Genomic DNA, 17512 nt, shown 5'->3' on the forward strand with positions numbered 1-17512 from the left:
CATTTCAGAATCCCAGGTCGTTTAGCTCAGCTGGGAGAGCACCTCCCTTACAAGGAGGGGGTCACTGGTTCGATCCCAGTAACGACCACCATATTTGCAGTAAAAAGTTTAAAAAAATGATTTAGATGGGTCGTTAGCTCAGTCGGTAGAGCAGTTGACTTTTAATCAATTGGTCGCTGGTTCGAATCCAGCACGACCCACCATCATTTCAGAATCCCAGGTCGTTTAGCTCAGCTGGGAGAGCACCTCCCTTACAAGGAGGGGGTCACTGGTTCGATCCCAGTAACGACCACCATATTCGCAAGCGAAGCTGAGATATCAGCTTCAGTTGCAGAGAAAGTCCCCACTCAGATGGGGATTTTTTTTGCCCGCAATTCAGTACTTCAACTTCTTCTGTTGCCGGTGTGGCGAGCCGAACGCCACCTCTTATTGTGCCACTCTGCCACTCTGTCATTTCGCACATCCTCTACTCTGCTCTGCCGAGATTGCCCGACTGCACTCCTGTCCATCGTGATGCTGCTTATATGAACGCCTGTAATAAAGTGAACGCCAGCAATAAAAAGGGCAGGCCAAGGCCTGCCCGCAAAGATGCGCAAGATGCTACATGATCCCGCGGATCAAGATCCCGCTGATCAGCAGCGGCGCCACCACGCGCCAGCACCAGAGTAGCGCCAGACGCAGGGTGGGTGACAGGCCCGCAGGCAATATGGCATCACCCAATCGCCAGCCCAGCAGCAGGGTCAGTACCAGACCAAACAGCGGCATCATCAGGTTGGAGGTCAGATAGTCGAGCAACTCGAAGATGGTCTTGCCAAACAGGGTCAGGTCACTCCAGGGGCCGAACGACAGGCTCACCGGAATGCCGGAGGCCATGATGAGCAGGGTCAACACCCGGCAGGCGCCACGACGCGACCAGCCCCACTCTTCGGTAGTGAAGCGCACCAGATGCTCCAGCATGGAGATGGAGGAGGAGAGCGCCGCCACCAGCAGCAACAGGAAGAAGACCACCCCCAGCCCCTGACCGAACGGCAGATGGCTGAACACGGCAGGCATGGTCATAAAGGTGAGCCCTGGGCCCGCGGTAGGGTCGATACTGGTAGAGGCCAGCGCCGGGAAGATCATCAAGCCCGCCAGCACCGAGATAAGGCTGGCCAGTGTGACCACCCAGACCCCGGAGCGCAGCACCCCTTCGCTATTGGGCAGGTAGGCGCCATAGGTCGTGTGTACCCCGAGCCCGATGGAGAGGGAGAAGAAGGCCAGCCCCAGCGCGTCCAGCACGCTCTGGCCGGTCAGCATGGAGAAGTCCGGCAGCAGCAGCTGGCGCACACCCGCCATGGAGCCCGGCATGGAGAGACCGACCCCCACCAGCAACAACATCATGATGAAGAGCGCGGGCATCATCCAGCGCAGTGCCCGCTCCACCCCTTTCTGAATCCCCCCCTGCACGAACCACCAGGTCAGGCCTGCGAAGATCAGATGGGTCAGCACCGGCCACCAGGGGTTGCTGACATAGCCGTTGAACAGGGCGGTGAGGGCGCTCCCCTCGCTCAGGTTGAGCTTGCCAGCCATCGCCAGCGCGGCGTAACCCACGGTCCAGCCACCGACCACGCTGTAGAAGCTGTAGATAAAGAAGCCGCAGGCGATCCCCATATACCCCATCCAGCGCCAGTTCGGCCCCACCAGTTTGCGAAACGCGCCGAGCACCCCGCGCTGGCTATGGCTGCCGAGCAGGGTTTCGCCGACCTGTACCGCTACCCCTAGGGTGAAGCTGAACAGCAGAAACACCAGCAGAAAGGCGCCACCGCCATTGGTGGCGGTCACATAGGGAAACTTCCAGATGGCACCAAGGCCAATCGCTGTGCCTGCTGCGGCCAGTACATGACCGAGACGGGAAGACCACTGAACCTGGCTCATACAACCTCCGGGTAACACGACATCGAAGCAATACTCCTCTGTAGCAATAAACGACAGACCATAAAAAAGGCCGCCTGAGGCGACCTTTGCAATGAACATTCAGAAAAACTGTGCGTGCAAGGTCACCTCTCTTGCGAGCTAAAAAATCGACCAAACAGCACGAGGATGGCAGACATGAGGTGGCAACCTGACTAATGAATGAGGGAACAGCCTAAACCATGGAAAGAATAATTGACACATAAAATCAAAAATTTTTTATGTGTGCCGCTGTCACCACTCTGACTGTACGTACAACTCAATGTGGGGAACCTCGCAGGGCAGCATCTTTTCTACCTTGTGGCTATTTACTGGGCGATAATCGACGTAGCTTCTTCTGGAACTAGTGACCGCTACATGGCGCTGACGGGAACAACGATGAGACAGGATGTCGTATGAGATGGATGGTGCTGCCCTGGTTACTGATCAGCCTGAGTGTGTCGGCGCAGCCCGGATTAACCCTGCTGAGTCACGACTTACCCCCCTTTACCGAATACCGCGACGGCAAGCTCGACGGATTTGCCATTCGCCTGATTGATGAGGTGCAGGAGGAGCTTGGCACCCGCTATCCGGTGCGGATTTACCCGCTCAAGCGGGCGCTGGCGCTGGCACGGGTCGAGCCCGGCTATGGACTGTTCGTGGTACAGCGGCTCCCGGAGCGGGAGTCCCATTTCAAATGGGTTGGCCCGCTCTTTATCAATCGGGTCTTTATCTATCAGGCGCCGGATAGTCGCCACCCGCTGACCTCGCTGGCACAGCTGCGGGATCTGCCCAGAGTGGGTGTAGTGCTGGGCAATGCCGATGATGTGCGGTTGACCCATGAGGGCTACACCAATCTTGTGCGCTACAAGACAGTCGGGGAGGCGATAGAGCGGCTGATGCTGGGCAAGATCGATGCCTTGCCGATGGCGGAGCTGGTGATGGAGGCCACCCTCGACAAGATGGGGTTATCCCGGCGCAGCATCGTCAGCAGTGGGGTGCTGCTCCATCAGGCCGGTCTCTATATCGTCTTCTCCAAGGGAACGGATGATGCCGAGATCACCCGCTGGCAGCATGCCCTGGAGGCCGTCAGAGCCGCACAGGGGCGGGCCGATGGGCCCACCCGCGAAGAGTAACCGTTACACCAGACCGCGAATCAAGATCCCGCCGATCAGCAAGGGGGCAATCCAGCGCCAGCAGTTCATCAGCAGGTGATGCCAGTGGCTGGCAATCCCTTGCGGCAGCGCCTTGCGTCCCAGCTTCCAGCCCAGCAGCAGCGTAAGCATCAGGCCGAACAGCGGCATCATCAGGTTGGAGGTGACAAAGTCCAGCAGCTCGAAAATGGTTTTGCCAAACAGGGTGGCGTGTTGCAGCGAACCAAACGACAGGCTGACCGGAACACCGCTAACCATGACGAATCCAGTGATGGCGCTGCAGGCCGTGCGGCGTGACCAGCCCCAGGTCTCGCACAGGAAGCACTGCAAATGTTCCAGCAGGGAGATGGCCGAGGAGAGCGCCGCAAAGACCAGCAGGGCGAAGAAGATCACCTCAAGCACCTGACCGAAGGGCAGCAGCTGAAACACCGCCGGCATGGTCATAAAGGTGAGGCCGGGGCCGGAGGCCGGGTCGATACCGGTCGAGGCCAGCACCGGGAAGATCATCAAGCCCGCCAGTACCGCCACCATGCTGGCCAGCAGCACCACCCAGAGGCTGGAGCGACCAACCCCTTCGCTGGTCGGCAGATAGGCGCCGTAGGTGGTGTGGATGCCAAGACCTATGGAGAGGGAGAAGAAGGCCAGCCCCATGGCATCGAGCACGCCAGACATCCCCAGCTTGCTGAAGTCGGGCATCAGGAAGTGACGTACCCCCGCCATCGCATTGGGCAGGGTGAGGCCAAAGGCGACCAGCATCAGGATCATCAGGAACAGGGCCGGCATCATCCAGCGCAGGGTGCGCTCCACCCCTTTCTGAATGCCCCCTTGCACCACCATCCAAGTGAGGGCGGCAAACAGCAGGTGAGTGAGGATTGGCCAGACGTCGCCGCTGACATAGTCATTGAAGCGGGCGGTGAGGGCTGCTGCATCACCATGGTTGAGATCGCCGGAGATGGCCATGCCGGTATAACCCAGGGTCCAGCCGCCCACCACGCTGTAGAAGCAGTAGATGAGCAGGGTAGAGATCACCCCCATTACCCCAACCCAGCGCCACTGTTTGCCGAGCAGATCGGAGAAGGCACCGACTACCCCGCGGCGACTCATGCTGCCGAGCAGGGTTTCTCCCATCAGTACCGCAACCCCCAGGGTGAAGCTGAACAGCAGAAAGACCAGCAGGAAGGCGCCGCCGCCGTTGACGGCGGTGACATAGGGGAATTTCCAGATTGCGCCGATACCGACCGCGGAACCCGCTGCGGCGAGGATGTAGCCGAGTCGGGATGACCATTGGGACTGCTTCATAAGAACTCCAATCGAGCGCCCCTTGGCAGGGGCAGAATGGCGCTCATGTTACGGAGGTCACGGCGCAATCACTACGACGGTTATCAGGTGTAAATGCGATTTATTGGCATGATTGGCTAATTTAATTCTGTTTTTTGCCCAAACCTGCCACCAAATAAAAACCGGAGCGAGATTGCTCCGGTTTGGTCTCTGACAACGGCTCGTCGGCGGACTAGATCACCCCGAGCTCCCGCAGCCGCTCCATCAGGTAGCTGTGGGCAGTATGGCGCTCGGAGAGCACCACATCCGGGCGCGGGTGGAGGAACAGCGGCAGGGAGATACGCGACTTGGCGGCGCTGCCACCGGTCGGGTTGATGACGCGGTGGGTAGTGGAGGGATAGTAGCCGCGAGAGGCCTCCTGCAGCATGTCGCCGATATTGATGATGAGGGTGCCAAAGTCACACGGCACATCCATCCATTCGCCATCGGAGCCCTTCACCTGCAGCCCCGGCTCGTTGGCGGCGGGCAGAATGGTGAGCAGGTTGATATCCTCGTGGGCGGCGGCGCGGATGGCGCCCGGCTCCTCGGTGCCATCGAACGGTGGATAGTGCAGCACCCGCAGCAGGGTCTTCTGGCTCTCTTCGATCATCGAGGAGAGGGGGCAGCTGTAGTGAGCGGCGATATCGGCCGGGGTATACTGCTCCACCCAGCCCAGCAGCTCGGCGGCCAGACCGTTGGCGAGGCGGTAGTACTCCATCGCCTGCTCCTTCAGTTCTTCCGGCATCTGGCCCCAGGGGTAGATGTGGAAGTACTCCTTGATGTCTTTCTGGCTATGGCCCTTGGCCACCTCGGAGACCGAGGGCGGGAAGTAGCCATCTTGAGTCTCGCGGTTGAACAGGAAATCCTGCTTCTGCTCGCTCATGAAGAAGCGATACCAGTTGTCGTAGATGGACTGCACCAGCTCTTTCGGAATGGGGTGGTTGGTCAGCACGCCAAAGCCGGTGGTTCGCAGGGATTCGGTGAAGCGTTGGGCCGCATCGGGTGAGCGGTAATCGACGGTCAGGACTTTCATTTTTTTTGTTGCGCGCCAGTTAAAAGATGGCGCAGTTTACCTTGCACCTGATAACAAGGAAAGCGGGTTGGCCGCCCTGTCTGGCACGGCGTTGAATAGTGACAAAAACATCAAATAAACCGCACCAGACCGCACGGGAGCGCATCCCTTGTTATGGCCTTTTATCCTCTCTAGAATGCCGCTCACTATCTTTTCCGGAGTCTGTTCATGTCCCCCAAAATCCTGTTGCTGACCCTGCCGGTATTGCTGGCGGGATGCAGTGCCCTGTCAGAAGATGAGTGCCGCACCATGAGTTGGTACAACCTGGGTTATCAGGATGGATCGGAAGGCAAAACCCGTCAGGCGACCCGCGATTACGTTTCGTCTTGCAGCGAATATGGCCTCAAAGTGGATGAAGCCGAGTGGAAACGGGGCTACGACAAGGGGCTGGAGCTCTACTGCATTCCCGAGCTGGCTTACAGCAAGGGCAAGGAGGGGCAGGCCTATCTGGGGGTATGCCCCAATGACGCCAGCTTCCTCAAGCAGTATCAGCGTGGCTACGAAGAGTACAAACTGGCTGCCCGCCTGCGGGAGATCAGCGACGAGCTGGAGCGTACCGAGCGTGATATCGATACGCTGGAGCGCAGCATCCGCAACGAAACCAACACTGAACAGCGTGACTATTACCGCGCCAAGCGCGATCGGGCCATTCGCCACTACGAATCCCTGCGCCGGGAGTACAACCGTCTGCGCTATCCGGATCGGGTGATCCAGTTCTCCTTCGGCGGTTAATCCCTCTCTTCATGGCCAGCCCGCGTGCTGGCCATGTTGCACCTTGTCAGATCAGGGCAGTACCCAGCGCTGCAGTGCCAGTGCGATACCATCTTCGTTGTGGTCGGCCGTGACCCGGTGTGCATGGCTCTGGATCTGCGGGGCCGCATTGCCCATTGCCACCGCCAGCCCAACTTGCTCGAACATGCTGATGTCGTTGTTGTTGTCCCCAAACGCCACCACCTGCTCCATTGCAATCCCTTCGCTGGCTGCCCACTGGGCAAGCCGGCTGCCCTTGCTGCAACCGGGCTGTACCAGCTCCACCGCATAGGGGGCCGCCCAGTCACGGGTAAAGGGCATCTGCTCGACCACCTCGCCCATAAAGGTGTGCAGGCGTGCCGGATCCTGATTGAACAGCTCCAGTTTCCAGACCGGGTTGTCGAGCCAGCCTGCCAGCTCCTCAACCGGATGGAGGGCGATCTTGAGGTGGTCCGGCTGATTGGCCGACCATTGGCGGATGCGGGTGACATGCTCTTCGCAGCCGATGTAGCCGATCCCCTCGCTCAGGTGGAACAGGGCGCCCATCTGCTGTGCCTCGACCGCGACCAGCAGCTTGGTAAGCGGGGCGGCCGCCAGCGGGTCGCCGCTGAGGATCCGGTTCTGCACCGGATCATAGAGATAGGCGCCATTGCTGCAGATGAGGGGGGTATCGAGGGCCAGCTCGTGGTGAAAGGGGCGTGCCGTCATGTAGTGGCGCCCCGTGACCAGCAGCACCTTGATGCCGTGGGCGCGGGCCTGCGCCAGGGCTGCCCGGGTGGCCGACGAGATCTTGTGATCCCGGGTCAGCAGGGTGCCATCCATATCGAGCGCGATGGCCTTGTATTCACTCATAGCTCCTCCAGCATCGAACAAATCCGCAAAGAGCTTTACCGTCCCAGACCCGGCGCCCCGATGCAAGTCTTGCCCGTGGCCGAAGCGCCGAACTGTGATCCCTTCGTGGCTCAGGTGCAGCTGGCCAGCTGTTGACGACGGTCGGCACGGCGGCGCAGCAGATAGAAACCGGCGGCACTGGCAAGGGAGCAGAGGGTGGCGAGATAGAAGGGCCACTCGGTACCGGCCAGCAGCACCAGACTGCCGAGCAGCACCGCCAGGATCTCGCTACCCACGGCGAGGGCGCGGTAGAGCCCCATCGCCTGCCCCTGCTGCTCCGGGTGACTGCGGTTGGAGATCGCCACCGAGGTGGCCAGCTCCCCCAGACTCATGCCGATGCCAGCGGGAACGAAGGTAAGCGCCAGTCCCCACCAGTGCACGGGCAGGATAAAGAGCAGCATGCCGCTCGCCATCACCAGATGGCCGACAATCCCGAGGGAGCTGCCGCGCCAGTGGCGGGCGATGCGAGAGCCGAGCCAGGAGCCCGCCATCATGGGCAGGCTCACCAGCACCGCCGCCTGCGCCAGCTGGGCCGGATCCCAGGCCAGCCTCTCCACCAGCCAGATATTGAAGTAGGTGAAATAGAGCTGCACGGCGCCATAGCTGATCAGGGTGAGCGCGAAGTAGGGGAGCAGGGCCGGTTGCAGCAACAGCTGGCGGCTGGAGAGGGTCGGGGCCTGCCGGGCGGCCGCCACCGGCGGACGATAGGGGATCAGCCAGTAGACCAGCAGCAGGTTGAGCAGGGTCATCGCGACGGCCAGCCAGGCGGCCAGACTGTAATCCCCCGAGATCACCGCGGCGTAGCCCCCGATCATCGGCCCCACGACCCAGCCCAGATTCATACCGATGTTGATCCAGGCGAAGCTGCGCGCCTTGTGCTCCTTGCCGGCGAGATCCGCCGCCATCGCCTGCACGATGGCGATGTTGCCGTTGCACAGCCCCTCCACAATCCGGCTGAGCAGTAACAGGGGGAGGGAGCGCCAGGCGATACCGAGTGCCATCAGGGCATAGCCTGCCAGTACCCCCGCCAGCGAGAGCAACAGCAGTGGCTTGCGGCCATAGCGGTCGGAGAGGCGACCGAGCCAGGGGCTGCCCACCAGCTGGAACAGGGGGTAGAGCCCCATGATGACCCCCAGCCACACCTTGCGGCTCCAGTCAGAGGCATCCGGCGTCAGCATGCCGTGGGCCGGATCCAGCAGCAAGGGTGCCAACACCGGGGAGGGGAGGCTGAAACCTGCAACTGCCAGCGTGACCGTCATGACCAGCACCCAGAGGGGATTTTTGTGCCCGTGTTTCTCCATGTTGCACCCATTAAGTAAAGTTATTGGTTTATTTATGCTGATTCATAGATGGGATTAAGTAAAGTGAATTGTTGATTTAATAAAGGGCGATCCTCATAATGAGACCATGAACGCAAGCACCGACAAGATCCTGTTTCTGCTCAAGAGCCGTGGCCCGCAGAGCGCCGCCGCGCTGGGGGAGCAGTTGCAGATGACCTCCATGGGCGCCCGCCAGCACCTGCTCGCACTGGAGCAGGAGGGGTGGGTTACATTCAGCGACGAGGCGCGCGGGCGCGGTCGTCCCGTGCGGCTGTGGCAGCTCACCGAGCAGGCCTGGCAGCGCTTCCCCGATAGCCATAGCGACCTGACAGTGCAACTGATCGACAACGTGCGCGAGCTGTTTGGCGAGGAGGGGATGGAGCGGCTGATCCAGCAGCGGGAGCTGCAGATGCTTGCTCGCTATCAGGAGGCGCTGGGGTCCCATGGTCTCTCTGGCCGGCTGGCGGCGCTCAAGGAGCTGCGTACTCGCGAGGGCTACATGGCGGAGATCCGCCGCGAAGAGGATGGCAGCTGGCTGCTGTGGGAGAGCCACTGTCCCATCTGTGCGGCGGCGCGCACCTGCCGCGGTTTCTGTCGCAGCGAACTGGCGCTGTTTCGCCAGCTGCTGGCGCCGGCGAGGGTGGAGCGGGAGCAATATCTGCTGGAGGGGGCGCATCGCTGCCTCTATCGCATCACGCCGCCCGCGCTCTGATTTCGTCAAACGCCCAAAAACAACAAAGCAGGCGCCGGGATGCCTGCTTTGTTGCCTTCGGGGAGGGGGTTCTCTCGTTCCAGCCCGTCGTTTCCCGATAAGGTAAGACGGCTGATGGGGCTCTTGACCCGGTAAGGTCCTTCACCGCAGAGACCCGGTCAGGTATCTGCTTTGCCACCGGAAGATGTAACCATAGTATCCCTCCCGTGCCGGTGAGTGGTTGCAAAGCAACCACTTTTTTCGGTTGTTTTTGCAATAGTTCACCCTTAATCTAGGAAAAGTGGATTAGTCATTGCAACGAGGAAGGGTAGATGCTGAAACTTGATCGCATAGACAGACATATTCTCGAGCTGATGCAGGAGAATGGCCGCATCAGCAATCTGGAACTGGCCGAGCTGGTCGGGCTCTCGCCGTCCCCCTGCTCCCGCCGGGTCAAGGCGCTGGAGGATGCCGGTCTCATCGACACCCACGTTACTCTGCTCAACGCCCGCCAGCTTGGCCTCACCCTCACCGCCTACATTCATATCTCCATGGACAGACACACGCCCGAGCGGTTCGAAAACTTCGATCGCGCCATCAGCGAACTGCCCGAAGTGCTGGAGTGTGACCTCATCACCGGCAATGATGCCGACTACCAACTCAAGGTGGTGGTGCGCGACATGGAGCACTATCAGCACTTCCTGCTGGACAAGCTGACCCATATTCCGGGGGTGACCGGAGTGCGCTCCAGCTTCGTGCTGCGTCGCATCAAGCACAAGACGGCACTACCGCTCAACCATCTGGGGTGAGCCCGCGCAAGCCGCTTATATAAACAGAAAGAGGAGGCCAGTGGCCTCCTCTTTTGCTATTCGCTCTTGGTTATTCGGTAGTGGTTATCGGGTCTGGATTAGCTGTCGCGGTGACGGGGCGACTGCCGCTGTCAGACGCTGACCTGGCTGATGTCTTCCACCTGCAGCAGCCAGCCGCTCTGCTCCTGCTGCGGTTCGCCGCTGACCCGCAGCCGCTCGCCGGTCGGCACCCACTGCCCCTCGGGCAGGGAGACCAGCAGGCTCTCGCTGCCGTTGTCGAACAGCCAGCGATCTTCGCCAAGCGATTCAATCAGATAACCTTCCATCTCCACTCTGGACTCGGCTTGCCAGGATGGCGCAACGGAATCACGGCTCTCGATGAAATCCCCCTGAACACCAAAACTGGCTAGCCCCCACAGAATGGAGAGCCCGACGATGGATGTTTGCATCTTGTCTCTCCTCTTTTGGAACTGTAGGGCCAGTATGGGAACAGAAAACTGAGCGCACCATGAACAAGGTGGCAAAGTGCTGGCGAGATCGCGAAAAAATCCGGCCAATTGGCCGGCAGTGTCATTTTATGGTGCCTGGATCACACTATTTGGCGGCTTCTTCTGCCATCCGTTCAGCTCTTGGCTTATTCGTCCACATGGCTACCCCGCGATGATCCCCACAGATCCCCTCTGCCACCACGGCGCGAACCCGGGTGCCATCTTTGCAAATGGCCTGCCAGGCGTCGGCATCATCGATGGCGAGCGAGTTGGGGGGCGGCGTGGTTTGGCAAGCCGTGAGCAGCAGAGCGCACAGGGGGAGCAATTTTTTCATGGCGGACTCCTCGGGGTGATGGGGGACTGAGAGGATGGGGATGACCTCTCCATCCGGGCTTCACTCCCCAGCATCAGTGATAACCGGTTAAGGGGCAAGGGGGGGGACCACTGACGGCCGCAGGTGCCGTGCAGCCGGGGCTTGCCCTGTGCCCTCCTTGGGCCTAAGGTGGGGCCGTTTTACTGCCTGATTGAAGGAGCGTTTTCATGTCCACTCTCTATCCCCGCGTCGGGGTCGGCGTCATTCTGACCAACGCCCAAGGCCAGGTGCTGCTTGGCAAGCGCAAAGGGAGCCATGCCCCCTACTGGTCGATCCCGGGTGGTCATCTGGAGTTGGGGGAGAGCTTCGAGTCGGCGGCGATCCGCGAGGTGGCCGAGGAGACCGGACTTGAGATCCATGGGCCCGAGGTGGTGGCGGTGACCAACAATCTGGAGACCTGGCGCGAGAGCGGGCTGCACTATATCTCGGTGACACTGTATGCTCGGGCCGATAGCGAACCGCAACTGCTGGAGCCGGAGAAGTGCGAAGGCTGGGTCTGGTGCGATCCGCGCGAGTTGCCCGAGCCCCATTTCGACGCCAGCCGCCAATCCATCGCCTGCTGGCTGGCGGGACGCTGCTATCTGCCGGGTGATGTGCCAATGGTGTCGGCCGAATCAGTCTGATTGTCATAAAACGATCATCGCGCTGTCATAATATCCCCTCTCCATCGGGAGAATAGGGATGAGGGAGAAGAGCGTGGGACAGGTATTTATTCAGTTTTTATGGCTGGGATGCATCAGTTTTGGCGGCCCGGCCGCTCATATCGGCTATTTCCAGCGCACCTTCGTCCAGCGGCTCGGCTGGCTGACACAGGCCGAATTTGCCCGCCTGCTGGCGCTGTGCCAACTGCTGCCAGGGCCTGCCTCCAGCCAGCTTGGTTTCGCCATCGGTCGTCATCGCGCCGGTCTGGGTGGGGCGCTCTCTGCTTTTGTTGGCTTCACGCTGCCCTCATTTCTGCTGCTACTGGTGGCCGCGATCGGTATCGGCCAGCTGGGCAGCAATCTGTGGCTTGATGCGGCGCTGCACGGCCTCAAGCTGTTGGCGCTCATCGTGGTGGCCGATGCAGTGCTCACCATGAGTCGTCAGTTTTGTGCCACTGGAGTGACCCAAGGGATCATGGTGGTGACCGCTGCTGCACTCTGGTGGCAGCCCGGTCTGCTGACTCAACTGTTGATGCTGGCGGGAGCTGCGTTGATCTGCGCCCGCAGCCAGCGCGGGGCGGGGAGTCGCCCTGCCACCGCTGAGCTGCCTTCTGCCGCCAGCAGTCAGCCTCATTGGCCGACCCTGCTGCTGTTTGGCATCCTTTTTATCGGTCTGCCGCTGCTCGGCAGCCCGCTTGGCCAGCTGGTTGCCGACTTCTATCGCGCCGGTAGTCTGGTGTTTGGCGGTGGTCATGTGGTGCTGCCGTTGCTGCAAGAGAGCGTGGGACACACTCTCAACGAGCAGCAGTTTCTGACCGGTTACAGCCTGGCCCAGTTGGTGCCGGGCCCCATGTTTACCCTTGCCACCTATCTTGGCGCCCAGCTGCAGCCCGAGATGCCTATGACCGGGGCCCTGTTGGCGACCCTGGCGCTCTTTGTGCCCGGCTTTCTGCTGCTCTGGGCGGTGGGCCCCTGCTGGCAACAGTGGTTGGCCCAGCCCCGTCTGGCGGGGGCCGTCACCGGAATCAACGCCGCCGTGGTGGGCTTGTTGCTGGCGGCCCTCTATCAGCCGGTGTGGCAGAGCGCGGTGCTGGCGCCGACCGATCTGGCGCTGGCGGCCATCGGCTTTTATCTGCTGCGGGTGTTGAAGTTGCCGGTGCCGGCCATCGCGGCCCTGCTGGTGATGGCAGCTATCCTGCTGGCGTGAAGCCGGTGAAATCCCGATAAAAAACGGCGCCTCCGTGATGGAGGCGCCGTTTTTATTGCAATGGGTCAGCCGCTTAAGCGTCGGGATCGAAATCCAGACTCAGGCTGTTGACGCAGTAGCGCTGGCCTGTCTCGGTCGGTCCGTCGGGGAAAACGTGACCGAGGTGAGAGCCGCACTGGCGGCAGGTGATCTCCACTCGCTTCATGCCGTGGCTGTTGTCCTCGGTGTACTCCACCGTCCCCTCGATGGCCTTGTCGAATGAGGGCCAGCCGCAGCCGGAATCAAACTTGGCTCCTGAGTGAAACAGCACGCTCTTGCAGCAGACACAGAGGTAGTCGCCGCTCTTGCGATTGTGGAGCAGGGCGCCGCTGTAGGGGCGCTCGGTGCCCTTCTCCCAGCAGACGTGAAACTGCTCGGCGGTCAGTTTGCTGCGCCACTGTTCCGGATTGTTACTGCTCATACCGACTCCTTGCCATCCATACCGGAGCCCAGCATAGCGGCTCCGTAAAGCTGACTCCAGCATGCCTCTTATGCTTTGCCTGTATCTGTGATCGAGGTGGCAACCATCTCCTCACCGGATGCAGGGAGAATTTCCTGCTGCGGTGGCTGGGCATCCTCCGCCGTGCTGGCCAGCGCCACCCGCTCCAGCAGTTTGAGGGAGTGGGCCCGGCCGACCGCCACCTGCCGTTTGATGTCATCCGGCAGGAAGGGCAGCCCATCGTTGGTGGCGGTGTCGATGGTCTGGATCCACTCCAGCCCTTCCCCCGGCGGCGGCAGACGGAACTGGATATCGTAGTCGCTGGCGTTGAACAGCACGTACCAGCGCTCGCCGACACAGTTGATCATGCCGATATCCATGGCGAACGCCTGCCCCATGGGGGCGTGCCAATCCTGATCGGTGAGCTGGTGGCCGTCCGGGTGATACCAGTTGACCTGATGGCAGTTGGATGGTGTGCCATTCCAACTGTCGTCGCTCAGTTGCAGGTTGGAGAAGACGCAGGACTCCGCCCGCAGCGCCATCATCTGCTGGGTGAAGGCGAACAGGCGCTCATCCTCCGGTCGCCACTGCCAGTTGACCCAGCTGATCTGGTTGTCCTGACAGTAGGCGTTGTTGTTGCCAAGCTGGCTGCGGCCCATCTCGTCGCCGGCGAGGAAGTGGGGAGTACCTTGGGAGAGCAGCAGGGTGGCAATCAGATTGCGCTTCTGCTGCTGGCGCAAGCTGTTGACCCGCGGATCCAGGGTCGGCCCTTCTACCCCGTGGTTATAGGAGAGGTTGTTGCCGTGGCCATCGCGATTGTCCTCACCGTTGGCCTGATTGTGGCGCTGGTTGTAGGAGACCAGATCCTCCAGGGTGAAACCGTCGTGATAGCAGAGGTAGTTGACGCTGGTGTGGGGGGAGCGCCAGTTCTTCGGGAAGATATCCCGCGAGCCTACCAGGCGGGTGGCGAAGTCCCCCATCTTGCCCGCATCACCGCGCCAGAAGGCGCGCACCGTATCGCGGTAGCGGTCATTGATCTCCTGCCACTGGCTCGGGAACTGACCCAGCCGGTAGCCGAAGGGGCCTATGTCCCAGGGTTCGGCGATGAGCTTGACCTGTGACAACACAGGGTCGGCCATCACGGCCTTGAAGAAGGCGCCCATGGGCTCGAACTCCCCCGCTTCCCGCGCCAGCGTCACCGCCAGATCGAAACGGAAGCCATCCACCTGCATCTCGGTGACCCAGTAGCGCAGAGCATCGAGCACCAGCCGCAGGGTGTTGGGGTGATCCAGATTGACGCTGTTGCCACAACCGGTCACGTTGGCGTGACGGGTGTAGTCCGGGCCGTGGGGGCCCGCTTCGAAGGCGTAGTAACCGGCGTTGTCAAAGCCCTTGAACGAGAGGGTAGGGCCGTCGAAGCCAGAGGCGGCAGTGTGGTTGTAGACCACATCCAGAATCACCTCGAGCCCGGCCCGGTGCAGCTCGCGCACCATGGTCTTGAACTCGGTCACCGCCTCGTCGGCTCGGGTGCTGTAACGCGGCTCCGGGGCGAAGAAGGCAATGGGGTTGTAGCCCCAGTAGTTGGTGAGTCCCAGCTGCTCCAGTCGCGGTTCCGACATGAAGGCGGCCACCGGCATCAGCTGCACCGAGGTGATGCCGAGGCTCTTCATGTGTTCGATAACCAGCGGGTGACAGATGCCAAGGTAGGTGCCCTGCAGCGCTTTGGGGATCCCCGGGTGCTGCTTGGTAAAGCCCTTGACATGGGTCTCGTAGATAATGGTGCGGGCCGGACTGATCCCGGGTTTGCCAACCCCTTGCCAGTCAAAACTGTCATCCACTACCACCGACTTGGCAATCATCCCGGCACTGTCCCCCTGATAGAGGGCTTCATCCCAGTAGGTGGGACGACTGAGCGCCTTGGCGTAGGGGTCGATCAGCAGTTTTTGCGGATCGAACAGCATCCCCTCCTGCGGGGTGCCATAGACACGATAGCCGTAGCGCTGACCGGCCTTTACACCGCGCACGTAGCCAAAGCGATACTGGCCACGGCGGCCGGGCAACTCCAGCCGCATCAGCTCCTGCTCCTGCTCGTCGTACAGGCAGATCTCCACCTTGTCCGACTGGGGGGCCCAGACGCAGAAGTGGCAACCGTTCTCGTCAAGGCGGGCCCCCAGCGGGTGGCCCACCCCTTTTTCCATTACAAGCATCAAGACTCCTGTTTGATAAACAAGGTCGCCAGCGGCGGCAGATCCAGCACTATGCTATGTGCCATCCCCTGCCAGGGGGTCGGCTCGGCAGCGAACACCAGACCTACATCATAGTTACTACCCCAGTAATACTCGCTGTCGGTGTTGAGCACCACCCGATAATTGCCCGCCGCAGGGACGCCGATCCGATATTCGAGACGGGGCACCGGGGTGAAGTTGCAAGCGACCACAATAGCCTGCTTGCCCTCTTTGTCCGCCCGCAGCCAGGCAAAGATGCTGTTGTCGGCATCGTTGTGATCCAGCCAGCGGAAGCCGGTCTGCTCATAATCGGCCTGATACAAGGCAGGCTCATGACGGTAGAGGTGGTTGAGATCGTGGATCAGCCGCTGCTGACCGGCATGCTTGGGATATTGCAGCAGGTGCCACGGCAGCTGGGCGTCGTGGTTCCACTCGTTGCTCTGAGCGATTTCGGTGCCCATGAAGTTGAGCTTCTTGCCCGGGTGGGCGTACATAAAGCCCATGTAGGCCCGCAGGTTGGCGGCTTGCTGCCACTCGTCACCGGGCATCTTGTAGAGCATGGAGTGCTTGCCGTGCACCACCTCGTCGTGGGAGAGCGACAGGATGAAGTTCTCGTCATAGTGGTAAACCATGGAGAAGGTCATGTCGTTGTGGTGGTAGCGACGGTGGATCGGCTCTTTCTGCATGTAGGTGAGGGTGTCGTGCATCCAGCCCATATTCCACTTGAAGCCAAAGCCCAGGCCGCCGAGGAAGGTGGGGCGGGAGACACCGGCAAAGGCGGTGGACTCCTCGGCGATGGTCATGGCGTGGGGATACTTGCCGTAGACCTCCTCGTTGGTCCACTTCAAGAGGCTGATCGCCTCGTAGTTGTGGTTGCCGCCATCGACGTTGGGTACCCACTCGCCGGCGTTGCGCGAATAGTCCAGATAGAGCATGGAGGCGACCGCATCCACCCGCAGGCCGTCGATATGGAACTTGTCGAGCCAGAACAGGGCGCTCGCCACCAGGAACTGGCGCACTGTGTCGCGGCCAAAGTCGTAGATGTAGGAGTTCCAGTCCGGGTGCCAGCCACGGCGCGGATCTTCATATTCGTAGAGCGGGGTGCCGTCGAAACGGGCCAGTCCGTGGGCATCGGACGGGAAGTGGGCGGGCACCCAGTCCAGAATGATGCCGATGCCAGCCTGGTGGCACTGGTCGACGAAGTATTTGAAATCATCAGCGGTGCCGTAGCGGCTGGTAGGGGAGAACATTCCCACCGGCTGATAGCCCCAGGAGCCGCTGAAAGGGTGCTCGGAGACCGGCAGCAGCTCGATGTGGGTGTACTCCATCTCCTTGACGTAGGCGACCAGCTCCACCGCCAGCTCGCGCCAGCTCAGGCTGTCGCCATTGGGGTGGCGTTTCCAAGAGCCGACATGCAGCTCATAGATGGAGAGCGGCTGCTCACGCTTGTCGTTGTGCTGGCTGGCAATCCACTCGGCATCCTGCCACTGGTACTGGGCGTGGTCATAGACCACGGAGGCGAACGACGGATACTGCTCGCAATAGAAGCCGACCGGATCGCTCTTGTGGGGCAGCCGGTTGCCCATGGGGTCCTTGAGCTCGAACTTGTAGCGATCCCCGGCCTTGAGGCCCGGCACAAACAGCACCCAGTGACCGCAGAGGCTGCGCTGCATCGGGTGGCGGCGGCCATCCCAGAAGTTGAAATCGCCGATGAGGCTCACGGCGGTGGCGCTCGGTGCATAGACCGCAAAACGCACCCCTTCTACCTGCAGGCCAAGATGCTCCACGGTGCGTAACTGGGCGCCAAGGGTGTGGTAGAGGTTTTCCGGTTGGGCGGTCAGTTCGGCCAGGCCTGCCCAGGCGGCATCCTGAAACTGATAGGGGTCGATGACCTCGGTGGTGGCATCTTGGTAGCTGGCGAGCAGCTGATAGGGGAAGGAGTTTTTGCGGCGGGTGAAAACAGTTTCAAAAAGACCCGATTCATCGGTGGGCGCCAGGGTGGCAACAACTTTGCCCGACTTGAGATCCTTGACGCGAACTTCGAGGGCATCAGGCAACCAGGCGGTCAGTTTGAGGCCGGGCCCATCCGGATTGGCCTGCAGGCCTAAGTGAGAGAAGGGATCGGAACAGCGGGCAGCAACCAAACGTTCAACGAGCATCGAGATTTC

General features: G+C 61.0%; 16 protein-coding genes and 3 tRNA genes. 9 read left to right on the forward strand and 10 right to left on the reverse strand.

The features are described 5' to 3' along the window. Positions 1-15: 15 nt before the first annotated feature. The 3 genes from AB5Z09_RS09835 to AB5Z09_RS09845 all read left to right on the forward strand — a co-directional run bounded on the left by AB5Z09_RS09835 (position 16) and on the right by AB5Z09_RS09845 (position 295). Positions 16-91 (forward strand) — tRNA-Val (locus tag AB5Z09_RS09835). 36 nt (positions 92-127) lie between these two features. After that, positions 128-203: transfer RNA gene (locus AB5Z09_RS09840), tRNA-Lys, on the forward strand. 16 nt (positions 204-219) lie between these two features. Beyond that, positions 220-295 (forward strand) — tRNA-Val (locus tag AB5Z09_RS09845). A 305-nt stretch (positions 296-600) separates the two neighbouring features. On the opposite strand, the gene AB5Z09_RS09850 is transcribed toward AB5Z09_RS09845, so the two are convergent. Further along, positions 601-1914 (reverse strand): sodium-dependent transporter, encoded by a 1314-nt coding sequence (locus AB5Z09_RS09850; protein WP_368195178.1) that lies wholly within the window; start codon positions 1912-1914, stop codon positions 601-603. A gap of 431 nt (positions 1915-2345) precedes the next feature. On the opposite strand from AB5Z09_RS09850, the gene AB5Z09_RS09855 reads away from it, so the two are divergent. Continuing rightward, complete coding sequence (locus AB5Z09_RS09855) at positions 2346-3065, forward strand: ABC transporter substrate-binding protein (protein WP_213387978.1); 720 nt, start codon at positions 2346-2348, stop codon at positions 3063-3065. A gap of 3 nt (positions 3066-3068) precedes the next feature. Here the strand turns inward: AB5Z09_RS09855 and AB5Z09_RS09860 are convergent, their stop codons facing one another. After that, entirely contained in the window at positions 3069-4382 is a 1314-nt protein-coding gene (locus AB5Z09_RS09860) for a sodium-dependent transporter (RefSeq protein ID WP_120415416.1), read from the reverse strand. A 211-nt stretch (positions 4383-4593) separates the two neighbouring features. Further along, a complete protein-coding gene (locus tag AB5Z09_RS09865; protein WP_076492465.1) occupies positions 4594-5433 on the reverse strand; it encodes an isopenicillin N synthase family oxygenase in 840 nt (279 codons plus the stop codon). A 207-nt stretch (positions 5434-5640) separates the two neighbouring features. Here AB5Z09_RS09865 and AB5Z09_RS09870 point away from each other — a divergent pair, with 207 nt between their 5' ends. Continuing rightward, positions 5641-6204 (forward strand): DUF2799 domain-containing protein, encoded by a 564-nt coding sequence (locus AB5Z09_RS09870; protein WP_005362971.1) that lies wholly within the window; start codon positions 5641-5643, stop codon positions 6202-6204. Between the two features lie 51 nt (positions 6205-6255). Here the strand turns inward: AB5Z09_RS09870 and AB5Z09_RS09875 are convergent, their stop codons facing one another. Both AB5Z09_RS09875 and AB5Z09_RS09880 read right to left on the reverse strand, forming a co-directional pair. Further along, positions 6256-7074 carry a Cof-type HAD-IIB family hydrolase gene (locus AB5Z09_RS09875; RefSeq protein WP_368195180.1) on the reverse strand — a complete coding sequence of 273 codons (819 nt, stop codon included), beginning with the start codon at positions 7072-7074 and terminating at the stop codon, positions 6256-6258. A 110-nt stretch (positions 7075-7184) separates the two neighbouring features. Beyond that, complete coding sequence (locus tag AB5Z09_RS09880; RefSeq protein WP_368195181.1) at positions 7185-8414, reverse strand: MFS transporter; 1230 nt, start codon at positions 8412-8414, stop codon at positions 7185-7187. Between the two features lie 106 nt (positions 8415-8520). Here AB5Z09_RS09880 and AB5Z09_RS09885 point away from each other — a divergent pair, with 106 nt between their 5' ends. Together AB5Z09_RS09885 and AB5Z09_RS09890 are read left to right on the forward strand one after the other, a co-directional pair. Next, the gene (locus AB5Z09_RS09885; RefSeq protein ID WP_368195183.1) at positions 8521-9144 is read left to right on the forward strand and encodes a helix-turn-helix transcriptional regulator; all 624 of its coding nucleotides are present in this window, start codon (positions 8521-8523) and stop codon (positions 9142-9144) included. A 311-nt stretch (positions 9145-9455) separates the two neighbouring features. Continuing rightward, complete coding sequence (locus tag AB5Z09_RS09890; protein WP_005304871.1) at positions 9456-9932, forward strand: Lrp/AsnC family transcriptional regulator; 477 nt, start codon at positions 9456-9458, stop codon at positions 9930-9932. 131 nt (positions 9933-10063) lie between these two features. Here the strand turns inward: AB5Z09_RS09890 and AB5Z09_RS09895 are convergent, their stop codons facing one another. Both AB5Z09_RS09895 and AB5Z09_RS09900 read right to left on the reverse strand, forming a co-directional pair. Continuing rightward, the gene (locus AB5Z09_RS09895) at positions 10064-10381 is read right to left on the reverse strand and encodes a hypothetical protein (protein WP_005343224.1); all 318 of its coding nucleotides are present in this window, start codon (positions 10379-10381) and stop codon (positions 10064-10066) included. Positions 10382-10526: 145 nt separating this feature from the next. Further along, a complete protein-coding gene (locus AB5Z09_RS09900; RefSeq protein ID WP_005335715.1) occupies positions 10527-10754 on the reverse strand; it encodes a hypothetical protein in 228 nt (75 codons plus the stop codon). Positions 10755-10960: 206 nt separating this feature from the next. Between AB5Z09_RS09900 and AB5Z09_RS09905 the strand changes: the two genes are divergently transcribed. After that, positions 10961-11416, forward strand: a complete 456-nt coding sequence (locus AB5Z09_RS09905) for an NUDIX hydrolase (RefSeq protein WP_368195184.1) — start codon at positions 10961-10963, stop codon at positions 11414-11416. Between the two features lie 58 nt (positions 11417-11474). Then, positions 11475-12641 carry a chromate efflux transporter gene (gene chrA / locus AB5Z09_RS09910; protein WP_368195186.1) on the forward strand — a complete coding sequence of 389 codons (1167 nt, stop codon included), beginning with the start codon at positions 11475-11477 and terminating at the stop codon, positions 12639-12641. Between the two features lie 73 nt (positions 12642-12714). On the opposite strand, the gene msrB is transcribed toward chrA, so the two are convergent. From msrB to glgB, 3 genes are all read right to left on the reverse strand, one after another. Further along, positions 12715-13101 carry a peptide-methionine (R)-S-oxide reductase MsrB gene (gene msrB, locus AB5Z09_RS09915; RefSeq protein ID WP_040068248.1) on the reverse strand — a complete coding sequence of 129 codons (387 nt, stop codon included), beginning with the start codon at positions 13099-13101 and terminating at the stop codon, positions 12715-12717. Positions 13102-13169: 68 nt separating this feature from the next. Beyond that, positions 13170-15326 (reverse strand): glycogen debranching protein GlgX, encoded by a 2157-nt coding sequence (glgX, locus tag AB5Z09_RS09920; RefSeq protein WP_368195188.1) that lies wholly within the window; start codon positions 15324-15326, stop codon positions 13170-13172. Further along, positions 15326-17503, reverse strand: coding sequence for a 1,4-alpha-glucan branching protein GlgB (gene glgB, locus AB5Z09_RS09925; protein WP_368195189.1), 2178 nt, complete (start codon positions 17501-17503; stop codon positions 15326-15328). Before glgB ends, glgX begins: the two co-directional genes overlap by 1 nt. Between the last annotated feature and the right edge of the window lie 9 nt (positions 17504-17512).

This window comes from Aeromonas sp. R2-2 (assembly GCF_040908355.1).
In the GTDB taxonomy this organism is placed as follows: Bacteria; Pseudomonadota; Gammaproteobacteria; order Enterobacterales; family Aeromonadaceae; genus Aeromonas; species Aeromonas veronii.